Consider the following 19,653-nt stretch of genomic DNA (forward strand, 5'->3'; position numbering starts at 1 on the left):
TATTGTTCTTATGCGTCTGATCAGTCATAATTTGCATAATTGTCATTCAACAATCTGTTATTGTTAGAACTGGACAATCAAAATACTGCAACCATCCCACATTTTGTTTTTCTTACCTCAGATTCGGATGGATAAATAGGATATTTTTAAAAATGACTCAGCAAGCACAGACCATTCAAGGCTCAATCGTCGCAATCGTCACACCAATGTTGAAAGATGGTGGTGTAGATTGGAAGGGTCTTGAGAAGCTGGTTGAGTGGCACATAGAACAAGGTACAAACAGTATTGTAGCCGTCGGTACTACCGGCGAAGCCTCAACATTGAGCATGGAAGAGCACACACAGGTTATTAAAGAAATTATTCGTGTAGCCAATAAACGTATTCCAATTATTGCCGGTACTGGTGCAAACTCAACCCGTGAAGCAATCGAATTAACTAAAGCTGCTAAAGATCTTGGCGCAGATGCAGCCTTACTTGTTACGCCATATTATAATAAGCCAACTCAAGAAGGCCTCTACCAACACTATAAAGCGATTGCTGAAGCCGTAGAATTACCACTTATTCTTTATAACGTACCTGGCCGTACGGGTGTAGATCTTGCAAACGATACAGCTGTACGTTTAGCAGAGATCCCTAATATTGTCGGTATTAAAGACGCAACAGGTGACGTACCTCGTGGTAAAGCTTTAATTGACGCTTTAGACGGCAAGATGGCTGTGTACTCAGGTGACGACGAAACTGCATGGGAACTTATGCTTCTTGGTGCAGACGGCAATATCTCTGTTACAGCAAATGTTGCACCTAAAGCCATGAGCGAAGTATGTGCTGTTGCGATTGCCAAAGATGAACAACAAGCGAAGACGATTAACAATAAGATTGCAAATTTACACAATATTCTATTTTGCGAATCAAACCCAATTCCTGTGAAATGGGCACTACATGAGATGGGACTGATTGATACTGGTATTCGTTTACCACTCACTCCTCTCGCTGAGCAATATCGCGAACCTCTCCGCAATGCCCTAAACGATGCGGGAATTATTTAATAAGAGCAATTTATGATGCAATTACGTCTTGGTTTAGTCCTTGCAGTTTCAGCCTTAAGTTTAGTTGGTTGTGGTCGCTTCGCAATTAATAATCATTCTTTAGATTATAAAAATGCCAAGCAACTTGCCCCGCTTGAGTATCCTGCCGATGCAACTGTACGACCAGTGACACCTTTGTATCCTGCACCAACTGTTGACCAGCTCGCTATCGAGCACGCGCCGAAGTTTGAAAACCAGCGTGGTAACCGTTTTGCATTGCCACGTCCTGAACAAACACAGGATGGCAATGCAACAGCAGATGCATCTGCTCAAACGACGACTGCGCTTGGACGTCCTCAGCTTGTGACCGACGGTAATAAGAACCCATTATTAAAAGTTGATGGGAACACAACCGAGATCTGGCAATACGCCAAAGCAACGTTAAGCACTTTAAATTACAACATCATCGCTCAAGGCAGTAATCAGGCGACGATTAAAGTAAATGACAATACTTATGTGCTTAAACTGACTGGTGTTGGTTCAAGTCATACTCTTGCTCTATTTAATGTAGACAACACTTTTGCAAGCCCAGATGTGGCTGCTGAAGTGTTAAACCAGATTTACCAAAATTGGCCAGCCTAGTCGTTTACTAGGCATTTTTTTTAAAAAGGTTCCCTCATGTTAAAACAAACCTTGCTCTATACTGGTAAAGCAAAATCTGTATATGAAACAGACAATGCCGACCATCTGATTTTAGTCTTTCGTGATGATGCCTCTGCGTTCAACGGCGAAAAAATCGAACAGCTAGATCGTAAAGGCAAGGTGAACAACCTTTTTAACGCCTTCATCATGGAAAAACTTGCTGATGCGGGTATTGAAACGCATTTTGAAAAATTGCTTTCTCCAACTGAAGTGCTTGTTAAAAAACTTCAAATGATTCCTGTTGAATGCGTAATTCGTAACTACGCAGCTGGTTCTCTATGCCGTCGTTTAGGTGTAGAAGAAGGTAAAGAGTTAACTCCTCCTACATTTGAATTGTTCTATAAAGATGACGGTCTAGGCGACCCAATGGTTAACGAATCTCAAGCAATTGCTTTAGGTTGGGCGACTGCTGAACAATTAGAGCAAATGAAAGTGTTAACTTACCAAGTAAACGATGTATTAAAAGCATTATTTGCTGAAGGCAACATGATTTTGGTGGACTTCAAGCTTGAATTCGGTGTTTTCCATGACCGTATCGTGCTTGGTGATGAGTTCTCTCCAGACGGCTGCCGTCTATGGGATAAAGACTCTAAGAAGAAACTCGACAAAGACCGTTTCCGTCAAGGTTTAGGTGGTGTTGTTGAAGCTTATGAAGAAGTTGCTGCTCGTTTAGGCGTAGATTTATCTGACATCTAATCAGTCAAACTTCATGAAAAACCGGGTCTTAGCCCGGTTTTTTTACATTAGGTACTTTAGAAAATAAATAATATAGACAGATTTGTCTATTAAAATAAATTAACACTTGCACAAACCTAAATTTAAACACTAAAATCTAAAAAAACATTAAGCACTTCACAATAATTAAATTTAAAACCAGAGTAAACCTATGGAAATATCTAAGCTTGAAAAGAGATTAATGAATCATCCAATCCATTTTGGTGAAAATCCGTTGGTGTTATTAACTAACTTTAGCAGCTCAGCCTTAAAACAAGGCTGGACTCAGGCAGAAGTTGAATCAGTAATTTCCAAGGCTTCTCAAGGCGATTATATGGCGCTTATTCGCACCTTAAGAGCCTACACCTTTAGCTAGTATGGCTGCCATCTAATTTGTTGCAAGCGCCCACCTTCCACCTCATGCTTATTTCTTGCAGGCTCATAGCTTCCCTTTAATTCAGGCAGCAAATCGTCTTGTAGCACAAAGTGCTCTCTATCTTCCTTTGTATCTGGGCTGATTGCTCTTGTTCATGCATTATTTTTGCTTCTTTGCTACGCCGCATCATTCGATTTATAAAAAGACACACAAAGCTGTTAGGAATAGACTGGATTTATCCTGAACTCTGCCTTAACAATAAATAAAAATTAGAAATATAAAATATTTATTCAGTGAGGAGTAAACCTGATGGATCATAAAATAGAGGAAGAAAAAGTCGATCAAACCTTAAGCTGGCGAGAAAAAATAGCGGTTGAAGAACATGAGAAGCTGTCACCCCGTCTGGTCTATGAAATTATCCGTCGTGATGGTGCCGAGGAACTAGATCGTCCGACAGCTGCGCTGATCTTTTCAGGAATTGCCGCAGGTTTGGTCATCAGTTTTTCATTTGTATTTAAAGCGATTATTGCTTCTTATCTCCCGACTGATGCAATCTGGACCGATTTAATCACCAATATCGGTTATACCATTGGGTTCCTGATCGCAATTTTGGGTCACATGCAGCTCTTTACCGAGAATACCATCACCACAGTTGTACCTTTATTCAAGCCCTTTACCTTTGATAAATTACGAGCAGTAGGCCGCTTATGGGGGATTGTGATTTTATGCAATGTGATTGGAACAGGTTTAGCGAGTTTATTTTTCCTAACTACTCACCTGTTTACTCCCGGTATTGATCAGGCACTCGATGAGCTAGCCCATCATGTTGCTTCCTTTACTGCGACCCAGAATATGCTTAAAGGTATTATGTCAGGGCTGTTAATTGCAGCATTGGTCTGGATGTTACCTTCAGTCAGCAATAAGTTCCTGCTCATCTTTTTCATGACTTATCTAATAGGACTAGGTGATTTTACCCATGTAGTAGTTGGCTCTACCGAAATGTCCTATCTCGTCTGGCAAGGAGAGGCTTCCATTAATGAATATCTGTTTACTTTTCTAGTCCCAACCACCATTGGCAATATTATTGGTGGTACAGGCGTGTTCACGCTACTGATTTATGGTCAGGTGACTGAAGAACTGGAACAGCATGATCATCGTTAGGTGTAGCTTGATGCAACAAATAGGTTATTACTGTTCTTGCTGCCATCGACGTTGTTGCAAGCGCTCACCTTCAACTTCACGCTTGTTTCTAGCAGACTCGTAGAGTTTGGTTCCCTTTAACTCTGGCGGCAAATAATCTTGCAGCACAAAGTGCTCTGGGTAATCGTGAGGATAGAGATAATTAATTCCATAACCCTGTTGCTTCATGAGCTTGGTTGGTGCATTTCTTAAGTGTAAAGGCACAGGTAAATTTGCAGTCTTATCAGCAAGTTCCAAGGCCTTATTAATCGCTAAATAGGTACTATTACTTTTTGCACTCGTTGCTAAATAAACCGCCGTTTGGCCCAGAATAATTCGAGCTTCAGGCATACCCACCGCTTGTACAGAACGGAAGCACTCACCTGCAAGCAATAGCGCATTTGGGTTAGAGTTTCCGATGTCTTCAGAAGCTGCAATCAACATACGTCTAGCAATAAAAACTGGATCTTCGCCACCTTTGAGCATACGTGCCATCCAATACAGGGTTGCATCTGGATCACTGCCCCGAATCGATTTAATGAAGGCAGAAACTAAATCGTAATGCTGTTCCCCAGATTTGTCATAACGTGCAATATTTTGCTGTGCTACTTTCACCACAACTGCATTAGTAATGGTATTTTCAATCTCTGGTTCAAATGTACTGGCAATCAGATCAAGTAAATTAAGCGCTTTACGGGCATCACCAGCAGCGAATTGAATGAGAGCATCATATTCTTCAATATGAATATAGCGTTCTTTTAAAAATTTATCGGCTTGAAGTGCATTATTAATGAGAGTCTGGATCGCTTCACTGTCTAGACTGTTTAAGGTATAAACCTGACAGCGTGATAAAAGCGCACTATTCACCTCAAAAGACGGGTTCTCGGTGGTCGCTCCAACTAAGGTAATTTTACCTTTTTCAACTGCACCCAATAAAGCATCTTGCTGCGATTTATTAAAACGATGAATTTCATCAATAAAAACTACAGGTGTTAGTAAATCACCACTTTCTGCAATGACTTCACGTAATTCTTTTACACCCGTATTCAGCGCAGATAAGCTGACAAATGGTCGGTCTATCGCCTGAGCTAACAGCAAAGCAATTGTGGTTTTACCAACTCCCGGCGGCCCCCAAAAAATAATAGAAGGTAAATGACCCTGATCAATCATTTGACGCAGTGGTGCATTCTCACCTAATAAATGATCTTGCCCAATAATTTCAGACAAGTCTCTCGGGCGTAGGCGTTCGGGAAGTGGAATATGGGTGTCTGACATTTCAAATAGCTTTATCGTCTTTTATCTATAGTCTATTGTGTCTCACAGAAATCTACAATTTGAATCTATGAGACACGGCCTTTATTTACAGGCGGTTTTATCGCCTTAAGATGCTTTCTTAGTCAGCTTAAGTAAGCGTGCCTTTGGACCATCTTCAATGACCCAAATCGAACCGTCTTGTGCTTCATGCAAACCACGAATACGTTGCTTCATATCTAGTCTTTGCACTTCTTTCACAGGTTTATGCTGTAAATCCACAACAATAATCGCTTCGGAAGATAAGCCTCCAATTAAAGCCTTATTTTGCCATGCCGGAAATTGCTGACCGCGATAAATGATCAAACTCGACGGAGAGATTACAGGAGTCCAGTCAATTTCAGGTGCTTTAAATTCTGGGCGAGTGTGATGATCTGGAATTGGCAGACCTGAATAATGATCTCCATTTGAAACGATTGGATAACCATAATTTTCGCCTTTTACGATGATATTAAGCTCATCACCGCCTTTCGGGCCCATTTCAACCACCCATAGCTGCCCTTGAGGGTCAAACGCCATGCCTAACGGATTTCGGTGTCCAAGCGACCATATTTCAGCTGTTACCCCGCCTTGCTGATAAAAAGGGTTACCTACAGATGCCGAGCCGTCATCATTTAAACGCAAGATTTTACCCAAGTTACTTTTCATGTTTTGGGCAGGGTCAAACTTTTGTCGTTCGCCTGAACTCACCCAAAGTTTTCCATCAGCCCCGAAAACCATGCGATGTCCGTAATGACCTTGTCCTGAAACTTTGGGTACTTGCTGCCAGATCTGCTTCACATCTGTAAGTTTAGGTTGATTAGGGTTGGATAAATCTAATTTCGCACGTGAAATAACTGCTCCATACCCATCTTGCCCTTTTGTTGCATAGCTTAGATAAATCCAGTGGTTCTTCGCAAAGTTTGGATGTAAAGCTACATCACCCAAGCCACCTTGCCCACCATAACTCACTGGAGGTACTCCTAAAACATCCAGCATCTGTTTATTTTTAGGATTAAAAATTTTTAATTTACCTTGGCGCTCCGTCACTAATAAACGCTGATCTGGCAAACTTGTTATTGCCCAAGGCTCATCAAAATATGCAACAGTTTCAACCTGATAAGATTGTTTGACTGAATTGGACTGTTCTGTTTTAGCAGAGGTTTTTTGTTCAAGATTTTTTGAATTGGTATTATTAGAACCACAAGCCATTAATAAAAAAAAGCTACTACATAATAAGGGGGCTGCTAGTCGTCTCATCATCTTTATCTCCTTTTGTTTTTATTGTTATATAACGGAGATGAGCAAAAAATTTACGATAAAAGTGTTACTTTATTATACGCTGTAATTAGAAATGCCATGCCGATCTTTTTAACGTACCCAACGTACAACGTAATCTTCTAGATCATCTTCATGGACATCAACTTCAGAAATACAACGTCCAGCAACTGACTTTTTCGCCTTCATCACGCTTTGTCGAGAACCCGTATTTAAATAATGCCAAGAAGGTAGATTTTTGCCTTCATTCAAGCGCTTATAGGCACAGCTCGATGGTAGCCAATGAATTGTTTTTAAAGACTCTGGGGTTAATTGCAAACAGTCAGGCACTTGTTGCTGACGATTAGAATAGTCCGAGCAACGACCGGTACTGCAATCAAGTAACTTACAAGCCACTTTGGTATAAGCCACCTCATGGGTATCTTCATCTTCTAGCTTTACCAGACAACATAAACCACACCCGTCACATAAAGCCTCCCACTCAATTTGAGTCAGTTGCTCAAGCGTGTAATTTTTCCAAAACAATGGACGAAGTGAGGTCTCGGTAGACATAATTTTTTAGCAGCAGATGAGATAAAACAGTATCTAAGTATAGCATTGAAGTGATCTGTACAAAAAAAGAAGCTGTATTCCTAACATCACAAAATGATTGTTTAATATACATTTCAACCACATAAACGACACATTCGGTGCAAAAAACACCCTATATAGTTAAAGGACAATGAAAAATAAGTAGGAGGACAGCATATGTTCCGTTGGGCAATAATTTTTGCAGTGATTGCACTCATTGCCAGTCTATTAGGGTTTGGTGGTGTTGCAGGGTTATCTAAAGACTTTGCCGTGATTTTATTAGTTATAGCTGTAATTCTTGCTGTAATTGGGTTCATTTCGCGAGGCAGGACTTAATTTAATCATGACCATATATAAAAAAGAAGGAACCAGTTTCCTTCTTTTTTTATTGCAATAAACTTTCTAACTTTTTCTTTTGATGTAGATTCTTACATAGTTATTTATATTACTTTATTTTTTTATGCTTTAATCAAGCGTGTTTAAATCTCTTTAAATTTCAGGATTAAGGTTATGAGTACAGCAATTAAAACCCGTGAAATTCAATATACTGCACCAGATGGCAGCCATTTAATTGGTTACTTTGCTGCTCCAGATAGTGAAACACCTGTTGCGGGTGTGATTGTTGCTCCTGAATGGTGGGGCCGTAACGAATATACCGAACAACGTGCGCGTGAGCTTGCTGAACATGGTTATGCTGCGCTTGCAATTGACATGTATGGTGATAAAAAAGTCACAACTACTGCAGCTCAAGCCTATGAATGGATGATGCAGACATTTGAAGAATTAGACACTGTCACTACTCGTGCAAATGCTGGACTTCAGACTCTTGCAGCCCAACCAGAAGTAAACGGTGAAAAACTTGCAGCTGTTGGCTTTTGTTATGGCGGTAAAGTGGTATTAGACCTTGCTCGCTCAGGTGCTCCCCTAAAAGCAGTTGCAACCTTCCATGGTACGCTAACACCTAAGGCACCTGCTCAAAAAGGCAACATTCAAGGTGAAATATTAGTTCTTCATGGTGAATTAGACAGTATGGTCACCTTAGAAGATGTTGCTAATTTTGAAAAAGAGATGCAAGCTGCTGAGGTGAAACACGAGGTAGTGGTTTTAGAAGGTGCTAAACATGGCTTTAGTAACCCGCTTGCCGATGAAAGAGCTAAAGCGAACGGTGTAGACCTTGGCTACAATAGCGAAGCGGAAAAACAAGGCCTTGCTAAAATGTACGCTTTATTAGAACGTACTTTAAAATAAAAGAAGCGAATTTGGAGCAAATTGTTTATTTGCATTTGCTCCCTTAAATGTTTATGACTTTGCAATATTTTTACTGTATTTTTTAAACCATACTTCAATAACTATACTCCCGTTGAGCTAGAGCAAAGCCTAGTCTTATTTCCCGCACTCGGGGTTTAATGGAATAACATGAGAGGATACAACAATGACTGACAAGAAATGTCCGTATTGCGAATTTGATGAATATGACATCATTGATAAGAATGAATTTGCTGTAATTTTACCTGATTCTAATCCGCTATCTAAAGGCCACTGTGTGGTAACACCACTACGCCATGTTCGTTCTTTTTTTGACATCACATCTAAAGAGCATCAAGGCCTGCTTACACTTCTTGAAATTGCACGCCACGAAACGCAGCTTCGCCATCAACCAGACGGTTTCAATATTAGCTTCAATGATGGCGAAGTGTTCGGACAAAATTCAGATCATTTCCACATTCATGTCATTCCGTACTACAAAAACCAGCCGTTGAAACTTGACCAACGTTGGGGTGTACAAAAGGATTAATCCTTTTTATACATGAAACAGAGATTGCTCATTATCAGGTAATCTCTGTTTTAACATACTCTTGCTGTTCGCCTGCTTTAAACAAAATTTCATCTAAATTTCAGCTATAATTTAACTCTTACTTTTCTTCTTTAGCTGTTCATGCCCGACTTTTCTTTTTCTGATGCCCTCTTAAACTGGTTCGATCAACATGGTCGTCATGATTTGCCGTGGCAAGTCGCAGATGATCCATACAAAGTCTGGGTTTCTGAAATTATGTTGCAGCAGACCCAAGTTAAAACGGTTCTGCAATATTTTGACCGCTTTATGGAGCGCTTCCCGACTGTAGAAGCTTTAGGTCATGCAACTTGGGATGAAGTAGCACCTTATTGGGCAGGTCTGGGTTATTACGCTCGTGCTCGTAATTTGCACAAGGCCGCAGGTCTTGTAACTCAGCAGGGAAAATTTCCTGAAACGCTAGAAGAATGGATTGCTCTACCCGGCATTGGCCGCTCTACCGCAGGTGCGCTCATGTCTTTGGGGTTACGTCAGTATGGCGTCATTATGGATGGCAATGTGAAACGTGTCTTAGCCCGTTTCTTTGCTATTGAAGATGATTTAAGTAAACCCCAACATGAACGTGAAATGTGGAAACTAGCTGAAGCGCTTTGCCCAACCCAGCGTAACCATGATTACACTCAAGCAATTATGGACCTAGGTGCGACCATCTGTACGCCTAAAAAGCCTCTTTGTTTATATTGCCCAATGCAAGCTCACTGCCAAGCTTACCAACAAGGCTTAGAACAAGAACTCCCATTTAAAAAACCTAAAAAAACACCACCCGTTAGAACAGCAGATGTTCTTATCATTCAGTGTGAAGATGAATGGTTCTGGCAACAACGACAATCTCATGGTTTATGGGGTGGTTTATTCTGTTTACCCATTTTAGAAATTGAACACGAACGTCTTAGCTTAAGTCAGCAATTTAAATTGCAACCTCAACCGCAAACCTTTCAGATCAGTCATAGTTTCACTCATTTTACATGGTTACTTAATGCCCACACGTTCCACGTGGAACCTGATCAAAAAGAACATCTGGCAATTGAACTCGAAGGACAATGGCTTAGTCCAGAACAAGCTGTTGCCAAGGGCGTTCCAACAGCAATGAAAAAATTGATCTCGGCAAGCCGTTCATGACATATTGAGTAAAATAATTTTGATATGGCAGTGACAGGGAGTATTTTGTGCGACGTTTTGTTTCTCATTTCTCACTTGGCTTTTTAATTATTCTATTGGCTGCCTGTGCCAGTGCACCTAAAAAACCAGCCCCACTCTCACCCGATCAAGTCAGCAAGCTTAAAAGTATGCAACTTGCAAATCGACTTCCTGTGCCTGTAAAAGGTGTCGACCGAGATGAGTTAAAAGATACGTGGGGAGCTGCACGCAGTCAGGGCCGTAGTCATGAAGGAATTGATATTTTGGCTCCACGTGGAACCAAAGTGTACAGTACAACCGAAGGGCTTGTGGCAGATCTGCGCAATAATAATCTCGGTGGCAAAGTCATCTGGATTTTAGGTCCAGCAGGAACATGGCATTATTATGCTCACCTTGATGGTCACAAACGTGGACTAAATGTCGGTGACTATGTCAAAAAAGGGGATCTGATCGGCTATGTCGGCAACACGGGCAATGCACGTTATACTTCACCTCATTTGCATTATGGTCTTTATCTAGATGGTAAAGGGCGTGGTGCTATTAACCCTTATTCTTATTTACGCTAGGAACATTGTATGTCGGAAGCGCTGATCAATCGCTTAGTAGAGTTTGCCGAGTCAGGCAATCAGCAAAAGATCATTTTAAATGGCAATAGCTATCAAGGCTGGATCATGGAAATCAGCGACGATGCCCTGCTAATCAGTACCGGTTTTTCAGATAAAGTGGGCAAAGACTTTTGGCTAAAGTTTGAAGACTTAACTCAAGCTGAACTGTATTATTGGGATACGCGCCCAAATGAATGGGTGTTATTTAAACTTTAAAATTCTAAGATAAATATAAGGAGCATCATCATGAAAACTCAACGCTGCGGATGGTGTTCCACTGATCCCCTCTACATTGCCTATCATGATGAAGAATGGGGCAAACCAGAACATGATGAAGCACGATTATTTGAGATGCTTTGTCTGGAAGGTCAGCAAGCTGGCTTATCTTGGATAACCGTACTCAAAAAAAGAGAAAGTTACCGAGAGCACTTCTTTAATCACCCAATTGCAGATATCGCTTCATTCACAGATGACTTTTTAGAACTAAAATTATCAGATGCGGGTTTAATTCGCCACTTAGGCAAACTTAAAGCAATTCGTGATAATGCAATTGCTTGGCAAGCACTCAAAGCACAAGTCGGTGATGTCACTACATGGCTTTGGCAATTTGTAGATGCGGCCCCACAACATAACGATGTTGTAGATTATCGTCAGGCACCAGCACAAACCGAACTCAGCGTAAAACTTTCCAAAACTCTTAAAAAGAATGGCTTCAAATTCGTTGGCCCAACCACCTGTTATGCTTTTATGCAAGCAGTAGGCATGGTCAATGATCATGAAAACAATTGTCAATTTAAAGCTTCATAACCCACCATAACGGTTCAAATCCGCTTAAGGAGTTTCCGATGAGCAATAATACAATTCAAGCTTATGCTGCTATGCAGGCAGGTGAAAAACTGGTTCCTTACCAATTTGATGCAGGTGAATTACAACCGCATCAGGTTGAAGTAAAAGTTGAATACTGTGGTTTATGCCATTCTGATATTTCTGTTCTAAACAATGAATGGCGTTTAACTGTGTACCCTGTTGTTGCAGGCCATGAAATTATTGGACGAATTGTTGCTTTAGGCTCAGAAGCCAAAGGTTTACAAATCGGGCAACGTGTGGGCATCGGCTGGACAGCGGAGAGCTGCCAAGCATGTGATGAATGTATTGGTGGTCAGCAAGTCCTTTGTACGGGTAAAAATGTAGCAACAATCGTCGGGCATGCCGGTGGTTTTGCCGATAAAGTACGTGCAGGTTGGCAGTGGATTATTCCCCTTCCCGATGATTTAGATGCTGAAAGCGCAGGCCCTTTACTTTGTGGTGGGATTACCGTTTTTGATCCGCTACTCAAACACAAAATTCAGGCAACACATCATGTAGGTGTAATTGGGATTGGTGGTTTAGGTCATATAGCCATTAAGCTACTTAAAGCTTGGGGCTGTGAAATCACGGCATTCAGTTCCAACCCTGATAAAACTGAAGAGCTCAAAGCAATGGGCGCCGACCATGTGGTGAATAGCCGCGATACAGAGGCTGTAAAAGCTCAAAAAGGTAAATTTGATTTATTGCTGAGTACCGTAAATGTGACTCTAAATTGGCCTGCTTTCATTGCAACACTGGCACCAAACGGAACCTTACATTTCTTAGGCCTTACGCTTGAACCCGTTCCTGTTTCTGTAGGTTCACTTATTGGTGGTGCTAAGTCAGTAACAGGCTCCCCTACAGGTTCACCTGCTGCACTGCGACAACTGTTAAAGTTTGCTGCACGCAAAAAAATTGCCCCTCAAATTGAGCTGTTTCCAATGTCAGAGCTTAATGAAGCAATTGAACGTTTACACTCAGGTCAGGCACGTTATCGAATTGTGCTTAAAGCAGACTTTGCAGAATAAAACTAATTTACTGTTTTCATCTGTTGTCGCGACCATTCCGCCAAGTCACTAATTGCTTGGCGGACATCTGCTGTTAATTCATGACCCGCGTTTAACCGAATGAAATGTCGATATCGTTCATCCTCACCAAAAACATGGCCCGGTACCACCGTAATTCCTTGAGCTTTCGCAGTGTAATAAAGCGCTAAGGTATCGACGCCCTTAGGTAACTGTATCCAGAGTGCATAGCCGCCTTCTGGCTGACTTAACGCAATGGGAAGGCCGTCAAAGGCTCTTAAAATACAGCTGCGGTATTGCTCAACTTGCCGCATCAGATTTGGCCGTAGCTGCTCTAAATGCTCTCGATAACCACGGCTATAAATAAAATCTGCCAGACCTAATTGTAGCGGTGTATTTACTCCAATATTGCTTGCCAGCAGCTCAAGCCTTAAATGCTGTAGCTTTGCACTTAGGCAGAACCACCCTACCCGATATGCGCTCGACAGTGACTTAGAAACCGACCCACACCAAATGACATAGCCCTCACGGTCCCAATAGCGAATCGGTAGCGGGCGTTCATTACTGTAACCACATTCACCAAAAATATCGTCTTCGATAATAAAGCACTGATACTTTGCAGCCAATTCAGCAATCTTTTGTTTTTCTGCATTACTTAAACAATAACCTAAAGGGTTTTGATAGTTGGCTGTCATGAGACAAACCTTCGCCAAATCCTGCTGCATTAATGACTCTAAACGTTGAAGATCAATGCCACGATGATGCGCTGGAATTTCAATAATTTGTCGTTTTAAACTGGCTAAAAGCTGTAGCTGCCCATTAAAAGTAGGCGTCGGAATCAAAATACTATCCCCTACTTCTGTTAGATGCTGAATCACTAAAGACAAAGCAGGTATACAACCATTGGTAATGAAAATATCTTCTGCTGCGATAAAAATGCCATCTTCACGCCAATGATCAGAAAGTGCTTTTCTTAATTGCTCATGTCCTTGTTTATTACAGTAGAGAAAGTCTTGTGGCTGACAATTTTTTAAAGCACGTTGAATAGAACGGCGTAAGCCTTCTACCGGAATAAAATGTGGCGTCAACTGGATCGAACCTAATGGTACGAGATGGCTCTGTAAGGCAGCTTCTTGAATTTGGTTATGCAACTCCAGATTTGAGACTTGCCGAGGTAAAGACAAAAAATCGGGGCTATCAGGAATAGGACTAGATTGGGTTCTGGCAACCACAAAGTAACCCGATTTCGGCTTTACATAAATGAGCCCCCTCGCCTCGAGCAATTCATAACAACTTTTTGCCGTGCTTAAGCTAATAGTGTGCTGACGAGCAAAATCTCGTAAAGAAATCAGCTTCTGATGGGGCTTGAGCTCATCTTGATAAATACGATGTGCTAATTGATTGGCAAGAACCTGATATTGGAAAGTCATTCTGTGCTGCTTTTTTAAAAATTTCTGTATCTGTACTGGTTTATAGAACACCTTTACGCTATAGAAATCAACTCCAAGAGTAGCAAGATCATGAAATTAAAAGCTATATTGTTATTTACTATTGTTTTAGCAGGTTGCCAACCTCAACCAAAAAACGAACAGTACAGACATACAGTTTGCCAAAGTCTGATTGAGGGTTATTTAAAAATGACCAATCAACAAGACTACAAATTGGAGCAGCGCACTGATGATGAGACCAGTACGATTTCTCATTATCAATATAAGCGTAATAGCTCAAATGAAGTTGTGATGGTGAACTCGGCCTATTCCAAATTATATTTTAGTTGCCGCCAACAGCAAAAAAGCTATTTTCTGGCCCAGCATTCATCAGAGGGACAAATCACTCCAATTTTAGAAGTTCATTTTCCAACCGATAGCTACGCTACTTTTAGAGAGCGTTTTTAAAACCATCTTTTAACTGTTCTGCCAAAAATTCAATGAATAAACGGATTCGTTTTGGTAGATGCTCTTGTTGATAATACACAGCATGGATGCTTTGATATTGATGTTCAATTTGATCTTCAAATAATGCAATCAATCGCCCTTCTTCAATATCTTTCCAAACTTCAAATTCAGATAGCCGTGCAATGCCATGACCTCTAATGGCGAGTTGACGTACCGTCTCTCCACTGGAAGCTTTAATTTTTGCTTGTGCAAAAAAATATTCATCACCGACTTTAATCGGCCAACTATTAATATAGGCAGGTCTGGTAAAACCAATCAGATCATGTTGTTCGAGTTCTTCTGGTTGTGTTGGAGTGCCCTTAATCGCTAAATATTCCGGGCTCGCCACAATAAATAAGCGACTTTTACAAACTAGTTTGGCATGTAGGCTCGAATCATTAAGCTCCCCAAACCGAAATGCCACATCAGTTTTATGTTGCAGCAAGTCAATCACCTGATCATTGCTATTTAACTCAATTTCAATATCTGGATAGCACTCACCAAACTTATGCATTAATGGTGCAATCACGTGTAAAACAAACGGAGTAGCCGAATCAATACGAATGAGTCCTGCCGTACCCTGATCAGATTTTTGTAGTTCTTCTTCAGCTGCATTCAGCTCATTTAAGATTTTACGGGCCTTTACCAAAAACTGTTGCCCTTCTTGAGTCAGTTTCAACTTACGTGTCGTTCGTTCTAACAAGGTCACATCTAACTTAGTCTCTAAGCGTGTTAAAGAGCGGCTTACTCCTGAAGGTGTTTGTTTTAAATGCTCTGCTGCGGCTACAAATGAGCCTGTATCAATAATTGTGATAAAGGCAACAAGTTCTTCAATTGTTGATTTCATGGCTTATTCTATTATTGACTAATCATCAAAGATATTTTGCTTATTCATCTATTTTTTCGCAACAATAATCCGAGCAAAATGCACCTCAAGTTAAACAATTATTTAAATTCAGGTGAACACATGAATATCCCACGTTTTGGCCTAGGAACTTTCCGTCTAAAAGAGCAAGCGGTGATTGATTCTGTTAAAAATGCTTTAGATGTTGGTTACCGTGCAATTGATACTGCTCAAATTTATGACAATGAAGCAGCGATTGGTCAAGCCATTGCCGAAAGCGGCATATCACGTCAGGATTTATTTTTAACCACAAAAATCTGGGTAGATAATTTTGCTCAAGACAAATTTATTCCAAGCTTAAAAGAGAGCTTACAAAAACTTCGTACTGACCATGTCGATTTAACTCTGATTCACTGGCCAGCACCGGACTTAGGCGTTTCGATTCCTGAAATCATGCAGCTTTTACTTGAGGCAAAGCAACAAGGCCTTACTAAACAAATTGGTATCTCAAACTTCAATATTGAGCTTACCCAACAAGCAATTGACACAATTGGTGCAGAACATATTGCAACAAATCAGATTGAGCTAAGCCCTTATCTTCAAAACCACAAACTTGTGAACTTCTTACAAGAGAAGAATATTGATGTCACTTCATATATGACGCTTGCGTACGGCAAAGTGCTTCAAGACCCAGTTCTAGCTAAAATTGCAGCAGCTCATCAAGTAACAACAGCACAAATTGCACTGGCATGGGCATTGCAGCGTGGTTTTGCAGTCATTCCATCTTCGACTAAACGTGAAAACCTGATGAGCAATTTAAAAGCACAGGATATCGAGTTAACTTCAGCTGAAATGCAAATGATTGCCGAACTTGATCGTAACAGTCGTGAAGTTAGCCCAGAGCCATGGGCACCAGTTTGGGACTAAACTCATGAACACTCAATCAAATACGGCGTTCTCATTATTGGCATTGGCGATTGGTGCCTTTGCCATTGGAACCACTGAATTCTCACCAATGGGATTGTTGCCGAATATCGCTAATGATTTAGGGATTTCAATTCCAACAGCCGGAATGTTAATTACGGGCTATGCACTTGGCGTAATGCTAGGTGCACCGTTCATGACCCTGTGGTTTGGTGGTTTTGCACGACGTAATGCGCTTATTTTTCTTATGGCGATCTTTACAGTAGGTAACCTAATGGCGGCATTTTCACCAAGCTATATGAGCTTATTAGGTGCACGTCTCATCACAAGCCTTAACCATGGTGCTTTCTTTGGAATAGGTTCAGTTGTAGCAGCAAGCATTGTGCCCGCACATAAACAGGCCAGTGCTGTAGCCACCATGTTTATGGGCTTAACCATTGCCAACATTGGTGGCGTGCCTTTGGCAACATGGGTTGGGCAAAACATTGGCTGGCGTATGTCTTTCCTTGCGATTTCGTTACTCGGTGTTATTACCATGCTCGCTTTATGGAAAGCCCTCCCACAAGGTATGGTTGCCCACAAACCAAACGTGAAAGCTGAGTTGAAAGTGTTAACGCGCACTCCTGTAATACTTGCGTTGCTCACCACCGTACTCGGTGCGGGTGCAATGTTTACGTTATATACCTATATTGCGCCAAGTTTGACTGAGTTTACCCATGCTTCACCGACCTTCATTACTTTTATGCTGATGTTAATTGGTGTCGGTTTCTCGGTTGGTAACCATTTAGGCGGTCGCTTTGCAGATTTGTCCATCAACAAAACTCTGATTGGTTTCTTGGTTCTGTTAATTGTAATGATGGTGACTTTCCCAATCCTTGCACAAAGCCAGATTGGAGCAGCCATTGCATTAGTGATCTGGGGTGCTGCAACTTTTGCTTTAGTTCCACCATTACAAATGCGTGTAATGTCTGTCGCTCACGAAGCACCAGGCCTTGCCTCTTCAGTAAATATCGGTGCCTTTAACTTAGGTAACGCAGTTGGAGCAGCAGCAGGTGCGTTAGTACTCGATTTAGGTTGGGGTTATAGCGCAGTATCATTTGCTGGTGCATTGCTAGCAGGGTTAGGTTTGTTATTGGTTTTATTGCAAATCAAACGCGAGAGTAGTCCCGCCCAAGCATTACAGCAGTGTTCAGATTAATAAAAAAAGCGCCTGATCTCAGGCGCTTTTTTTAAGTTATTTATTTTAAAATATCTGGTAATTTAGGTTGTTCATAAATCGGACTCGTCACTTCCCGCTTCATTTTCAGCAACATCTGGTAAGGCTGCTGTTGAACAAACATATTCACAAAACTTAATGGAATTGCACCAGCAGGATCAGCATAACCACTGGTGGTTACTTTCACCTTATTATTTGCAAGTTTCTGGAATGTCCAGTCCCCTTCATAGCGTGTTAAGCGTACCACATCGGGTTGTATCGGATAATTTCCGCTAATTGCAGTATTTTTAATTGTCACAACGCCATTTGCAGCCTTGCTCATTTTTCCTTTTACAACGACATCACGATCTTTCAAAGGAAATGGAAAATCCAACACCATATACAGTGTGAACTCACCTTTTTTCTCATCTTGAGACAACATTTCAACTTTGCCCATATAAGGCACCCACTGATCGGCACGATTCACATCTAAAATCACGGCGACAGCGCGTTCGAGTGGCACATCAAATGTCGTTTCTGCTTTATATTGAAAGACTGGATTATCAGTCTTCTGATAGGTCCAGACTTTAATATTATTGCGGTCTAAGCTTAATTTAGCTTTTTCTGTAGAAGCAGCCCCCGTCCAGAGGCTACTTAAACAAAGAAGAGTGGTCAGGGCAATTTGTTTTTTATTCATGTTCTGCTCTATCTTTTTTTTCTCGCTACACATGGAATACGTACAGGGTTTTAAACCTGTACGTCGTTCAATCCTAAAACATCTTTCATGTCATATTTACGCGCTTCACGGCCCACAACCCATGCCGCAGCTCGCACTGCACCAGCAGCAAAGTTCATACGGTTAGTTGCTTTATGAGTCACTTCAACGCGCTCACCTTCACCAATGAACATAACAGTGTGTTCGCCAACAATATCACCACCACGGATAGTTTCAAAACCAATCGTTTGACGGTCACGTGGGCCTGTATGTCCTTCACGTCCATAAACAGCAACTTCTTTTAAGTTACGGCCTAAAGTATCTGCAATCGCCTCACCCATCATTAACGCTGTACCTGACGGCGCATCTACTTTATGACGGTGGTGAGCTTCAATCACTTCAATATCTACTGTATCGCCAAATACTTTTGCTGCAAGCTCAAGTAACTTGATTGATACATTTACACCAACTGAATAGTTCGCAGCGTAAACCACAGGTGTATGAGTGGCAACTTCGTCTAACTCAGCTTTTTGCTCATCTGACATACCTGTTGTACCAATAACCATGGCAACCCCAGCTTCACGGCAAAGCTTCAAATGCTGAGCAGTTGCAACTGGTGCAGTAAAATCAATGATTACATCGCAGTCTTTAAGAACCTCTGCCAAACTTCCTGAAACCTTCACACCCACTGAACCAATACCAGCAAGCTCACCAGCGTCAGTGCCTACCAAACTACTTTCCGGACGCTCTACCGCAGCAGCCAATTGATAGCCTGCCTGTTGAACTGCTTGAATAAGCGTACGGCCCATACGACCGCCTGCACCTAAAACACCAATGCGTGGAGCTGCTGACATAATCCTTCTCAATCTTCTGTTTTACGTAATTTGTCTACTATATCAAAACTCTTTGCTCACGATAAAAAGTAAAAATTATTTTTTAAGATCAGCTGAAATTTAATCTGTTTTCACAAAAGTTAAAGAATTGATCGGCACACTACTCAGCCACGAATGAAAAAAAGATGACTATAAGGAGTTCAACATGCATTCGAAAATTATTGGCTTCACAGCGATGATGGGGATTATGAGTTCAGTGGCATTTGCAGAGCCTGCAATCCAGCCAGGAGACACATTAGAAAGCTTATCTAAAGCACGCATTACGACTAGCGTAAATACTCAAACAGCAACGCCTACAGCTCAAATTAGCGTAGTAACCGATGCCAATACCGACGTTAAAGTTGAAGATATTGACCCGATTATTGGCGAAACAACGACAGAAATGCCTAAAGTAGCTGTACAGGCAGAAGTAGTAGCCGCACCAGTTATCGAAAATGCTCCTACTCTTGCTTCTAGCGAACCGACTGTAAGTGTTGACGACATTGATGTTGCTCACCCTACAGAGTAAGCAGAAGTAATTTTCTTTTAAGCAGAATAAAAATAATAAGA

The 19,653-nt window shown here is 41.3% G+C and carries 24 protein-coding genes and 1 pseudogene; 17 read left to right on the plus strand and 8 right to left on the minus strand.

Annotation, left to right across the window (positions count from 1 at the left end; translation table 11 throughout):
- Positions 1-152: 152 nt before the first annotated feature.
- The 4 genes from dapA to ACLBWE_RS04400 all read left to right on the plus strand — a co-directional run bounded on the left by dapA (position 153) and on the right by ACLBWE_RS04400 (position 2,817).
- The gene (gene dapA / locus ACLBWE_RS04385) at positions 153-1,046 is read left to right on the plus strand and encodes a 4-hydroxy-tetrahydrodipicolinate synthase (protein ID WP_005037855.1); all 894 of its coding nucleotides are present in this window, start codon (positions 153-155) and stop codon (positions 1,044-1,046) included.
- A 15-nt stretch (positions 1,047-1,061) separates the two neighbouring features.
- On the plus strand, positions 1,062-1,667 hold the full coding sequence (locus ACLBWE_RS04390; protein ID WP_080758495.1) for a lipoprotein-34 precursor (NlpB): 606 nt from the start codon (positions 1,062-1,064) through the stop codon (positions 1,665-1,667).
- A 36-nt stretch (positions 1,668-1,703) separates the two neighbouring features.
- On the plus strand, positions 1,704-2,423 hold the full coding sequence (gene purC, locus ACLBWE_RS04395; RefSeq protein WP_447601390.1) for a phosphoribosylaminoimidazolesuccinocarboxamide synthase: 720 nt from the start codon (positions 1,704-1,706) through the stop codon (positions 2,421-2,423).
- A 190-nt stretch (positions 2,424-2,613) separates the two neighbouring features.
- Positions 2,614-2,817, plus strand: coding sequence for a hypothetical protein (locus ACLBWE_RS04400; protein WP_005037849.1), 204 nt, complete (start codon positions 2,614-2,616; stop codon positions 2,815-2,817).
- On the opposite strand, the pseudogene ACLBWE_RS04405 reads toward ACLBWE_RS04400, so the two are convergent.
- Positions 2,814-2,933 (minus strand): annotated as a pseudogene (locus tag ACLBWE_RS04405) (hypothetical protein); the annotation flags it as partial. The gene ACLBWE_RS04400 and the pseudogene ACLBWE_RS04405 overlap by 4 nt on opposite strands.
- A 193-nt stretch (positions 2,934-3,126) precedes the next feature.
- Here ACLBWE_RS04405 and ACLBWE_RS04410 point away from each other — a divergent pair.
- Entirely contained in the window at positions 3,127-3,978 is an 852-nt protein-coding gene (locus tag ACLBWE_RS04410) for a formate/nitrite transporter family protein (RefSeq protein ID WP_056481961.1), read from the plus strand.
- Positions 3,979-4,005: 27 nt separating this feature from the next.
- On the opposite strand, the gene ACLBWE_RS04415 is transcribed toward ACLBWE_RS04410, so the two are convergent.
- From ACLBWE_RS04415 to ACLBWE_RS04425, 3 genes are all read right to left on the minus strand, one after another.
- Positions 4,006-5,271, minus strand: coding sequence for a replication-associated recombination protein A (locus ACLBWE_RS04415; RefSeq protein WP_003654262.1), 1,266 nt, complete (start codon positions 5,269-5,271; stop codon positions 4,006-4,008).
- 105 nt (positions 5,272-5,376) lie between these two features.
- Positions 5,377-6,549 (minus strand): PQQ-dependent sugar dehydrogenase, encoded by a 1,173-nt coding sequence (locus ACLBWE_RS04420; protein ID WP_447601393.1) that lies wholly within the window; start codon positions 6,547-6,549, stop codon positions 5,377-5,379.
- Positions 6,550-6,657: 108 nt separating this feature from the next.
- Complete coding sequence (locus ACLBWE_RS04425) at positions 6,658-7,116, minus strand: YcgN family cysteine cluster protein (RefSeq protein ID WP_416659091.1); 459 nt, start codon at positions 7,114-7,116, stop codon at positions 6,658-6,660.
- Between the two features lie 195 nt (positions 7,117-7,311).
- On the opposite strand from ACLBWE_RS04425, the gene ACLBWE_RS04430 reads away from it, so the two are divergent.
- From ACLBWE_RS04430 to ahr, 8 genes are all read left to right on the plus strand, one after another.
- Complete coding sequence (locus ACLBWE_RS04430) at positions 7,312-7,470, plus strand: DUF1328 domain-containing protein (RefSeq protein WP_000490267.1); 159 nt, start codon at positions 7,312-7,314, stop codon at positions 7,468-7,470.
- A gap of 174 nt (positions 7,471-7,644) precedes the next feature.
- Complete coding sequence (locus tag ACLBWE_RS04435) at positions 7,645-8,382, plus strand: dienelactone hydrolase family protein (protein WP_080028042.1); 738 nt, start codon at positions 7,645-7,647, stop codon at positions 8,380-8,382.
- Between the two features lie 184 nt (positions 8,383-8,566).
- Positions 8,567-8,929 (plus strand): HIT family protein, encoded by a 363-nt coding sequence (locus ACLBWE_RS04440; protein ID WP_004640165.1) that lies wholly within the window; start codon positions 8,567-8,569, stop codon positions 8,927-8,929.
- A 141-nt stretch (positions 8,930-9,070) separates the two neighbouring features.
- Positions 9,071-10,105 (plus strand): A/G-specific adenine glycosylase, encoded by a 1,035-nt coding sequence (gene mutY, locus ACLBWE_RS04445; RefSeq protein WP_447601399.1) that lies wholly within the window; start codon positions 9,071-9,073, stop codon positions 10,103-10,105.
- 47 nt (positions 10,106-10,152) lie between these two features.
- Entirely contained in the window at positions 10,153-10,689 is a 537-nt protein-coding gene (locus ACLBWE_RS04450; RefSeq protein ID WP_045434027.1) for a M23 family metallopeptidase, read from the plus strand.
- Between the two features lie 9 nt (positions 10,690-10,698).
- Positions 10,699-10,944, plus strand: coding sequence for a hypothetical protein (locus ACLBWE_RS04455; RefSeq protein WP_001287364.1), 246 nt, complete (start codon positions 10,699-10,701; stop codon positions 10,942-10,944).
- A gap of 30 nt (positions 10,945-10,974) precedes the next feature.
- A complete protein-coding gene (locus ACLBWE_RS04460) occupies positions 10,975-11,535 on the plus strand; it encodes a DNA-3-methyladenine glycosylase I (protein WP_447601402.1) in 561 nt (186 codons plus the stop codon).
- 38 nt (positions 11,536-11,573) lie between these two features.
- On the plus strand, positions 11,574-12,602 hold the full coding sequence (ahr, locus tag ACLBWE_RS04465; protein ID WP_447601404.1) for an NADPH-dependent aldehyde reductase Ahr: 1,029 nt from the start codon (positions 11,574-11,576) through the stop codon (positions 12,600-12,602).
- Between the two features lie 2 nt (positions 12,603-12,604).
- On the opposite strand, the gene ACLBWE_RS04470 is transcribed toward ahr, so the two are convergent.
- Positions 12,605-14,029 carry an aminotransferase-like domain-containing protein gene (locus ACLBWE_RS04470; protein WP_447601406.1) on the minus strand — a complete coding sequence of 475 codons (1,425 nt, stop codon included), beginning with the start codon at positions 14,027-14,029 and terminating at the stop codon, positions 12,605-12,607.
- A 90-nt stretch (positions 14,030-14,119) separates the two neighbouring features.
- Between ACLBWE_RS04470 and ACLBWE_RS04475 the strand changes: the two genes are divergently transcribed.
- Complete coding sequence (locus ACLBWE_RS04475; RefSeq protein ID WP_447601408.1) at positions 14,120-14,494, plus strand: hypothetical protein; 375 nt, start codon at positions 14,120-14,122, stop codon at positions 14,492-14,494.
- Here ACLBWE_RS04475 and ACLBWE_RS04480 read toward each other — a convergent pair.
- On the minus strand, positions 14,478-15,380 hold the full coding sequence (locus ACLBWE_RS04480; protein WP_447601410.1) for a LysR family transcriptional regulator: 903 nt from the start codon (positions 15,378-15,380) through the stop codon (positions 14,478-14,480). The genes ACLBWE_RS04475 and ACLBWE_RS04480 overlap by 17 nt on opposite strands.
- 120 nt (positions 15,381-15,500) lie before the next feature.
- Between ACLBWE_RS04480 and dkgB the strand changes: the two genes are divergently transcribed.
- Together dkgB and ACLBWE_RS04490 are read left to right on the plus strand one after the other, a co-directional pair.
- Positions 15,501-16,304 (plus strand): 2,5-didehydrogluconate reductase DkgB, encoded by an 804-nt coding sequence (gene dkgB, locus ACLBWE_RS04485; protein WP_447601412.1) that lies wholly within the window; start codon positions 15,501-15,503, stop codon positions 16,302-16,304.
- A 4-nt stretch (positions 16,305-16,308) separates the two neighbouring features.
- Positions 16,309-17,499 (plus strand): MFS transporter, encoded by a 1,191-nt coding sequence (locus ACLBWE_RS04490; protein ID WP_447601414.1) that lies wholly within the window; start codon positions 16,309-16,311, stop codon positions 17,497-17,499.
- 40 nt (positions 17,500-17,539) lie between these two features.
- Here ACLBWE_RS04490 and ACLBWE_RS04495 read toward each other — a convergent pair whose 3' ends face one another.
- On the minus strand, positions 17,540-18,193 hold the full coding sequence (locus ACLBWE_RS04495) for an START domain-containing protein (protein WP_005037811.1): 654 nt from the start codon (positions 18,191-18,193) through the stop codon (positions 17,540-17,542).
- Positions 18,194-18,243: 50 nt separating this feature from the next.
- Positions 18,244-19,065: a 4-hydroxy-tetrahydrodipicolinate reductase gene (dapB, locus tag ACLBWE_RS04500; protein WP_005037808.1), complete on the minus strand. Its 822-nt coding sequence runs from the start codon at positions 19,063-19,065 to the stop codon at positions 18,244-18,246.
- Positions 19,066-19,249: 184 nt separating this feature from the next.
- Here dapB and ACLBWE_RS04505 point away from each other — a divergent pair, with 184 nt between their 5' ends.
- Entirely contained in the window at positions 19,250-19,612 is a 363-nt protein-coding gene (locus ACLBWE_RS04505) for a hypothetical protein (protein ID WP_447601417.1), read from the plus strand.
- The last annotated feature ends 41 nt before the right edge of the window (positions 19,613-19,653 follow it).

It is taken from the genome of Acinetobacter sp. M5A5_2a, assembly GCF_053345265.1.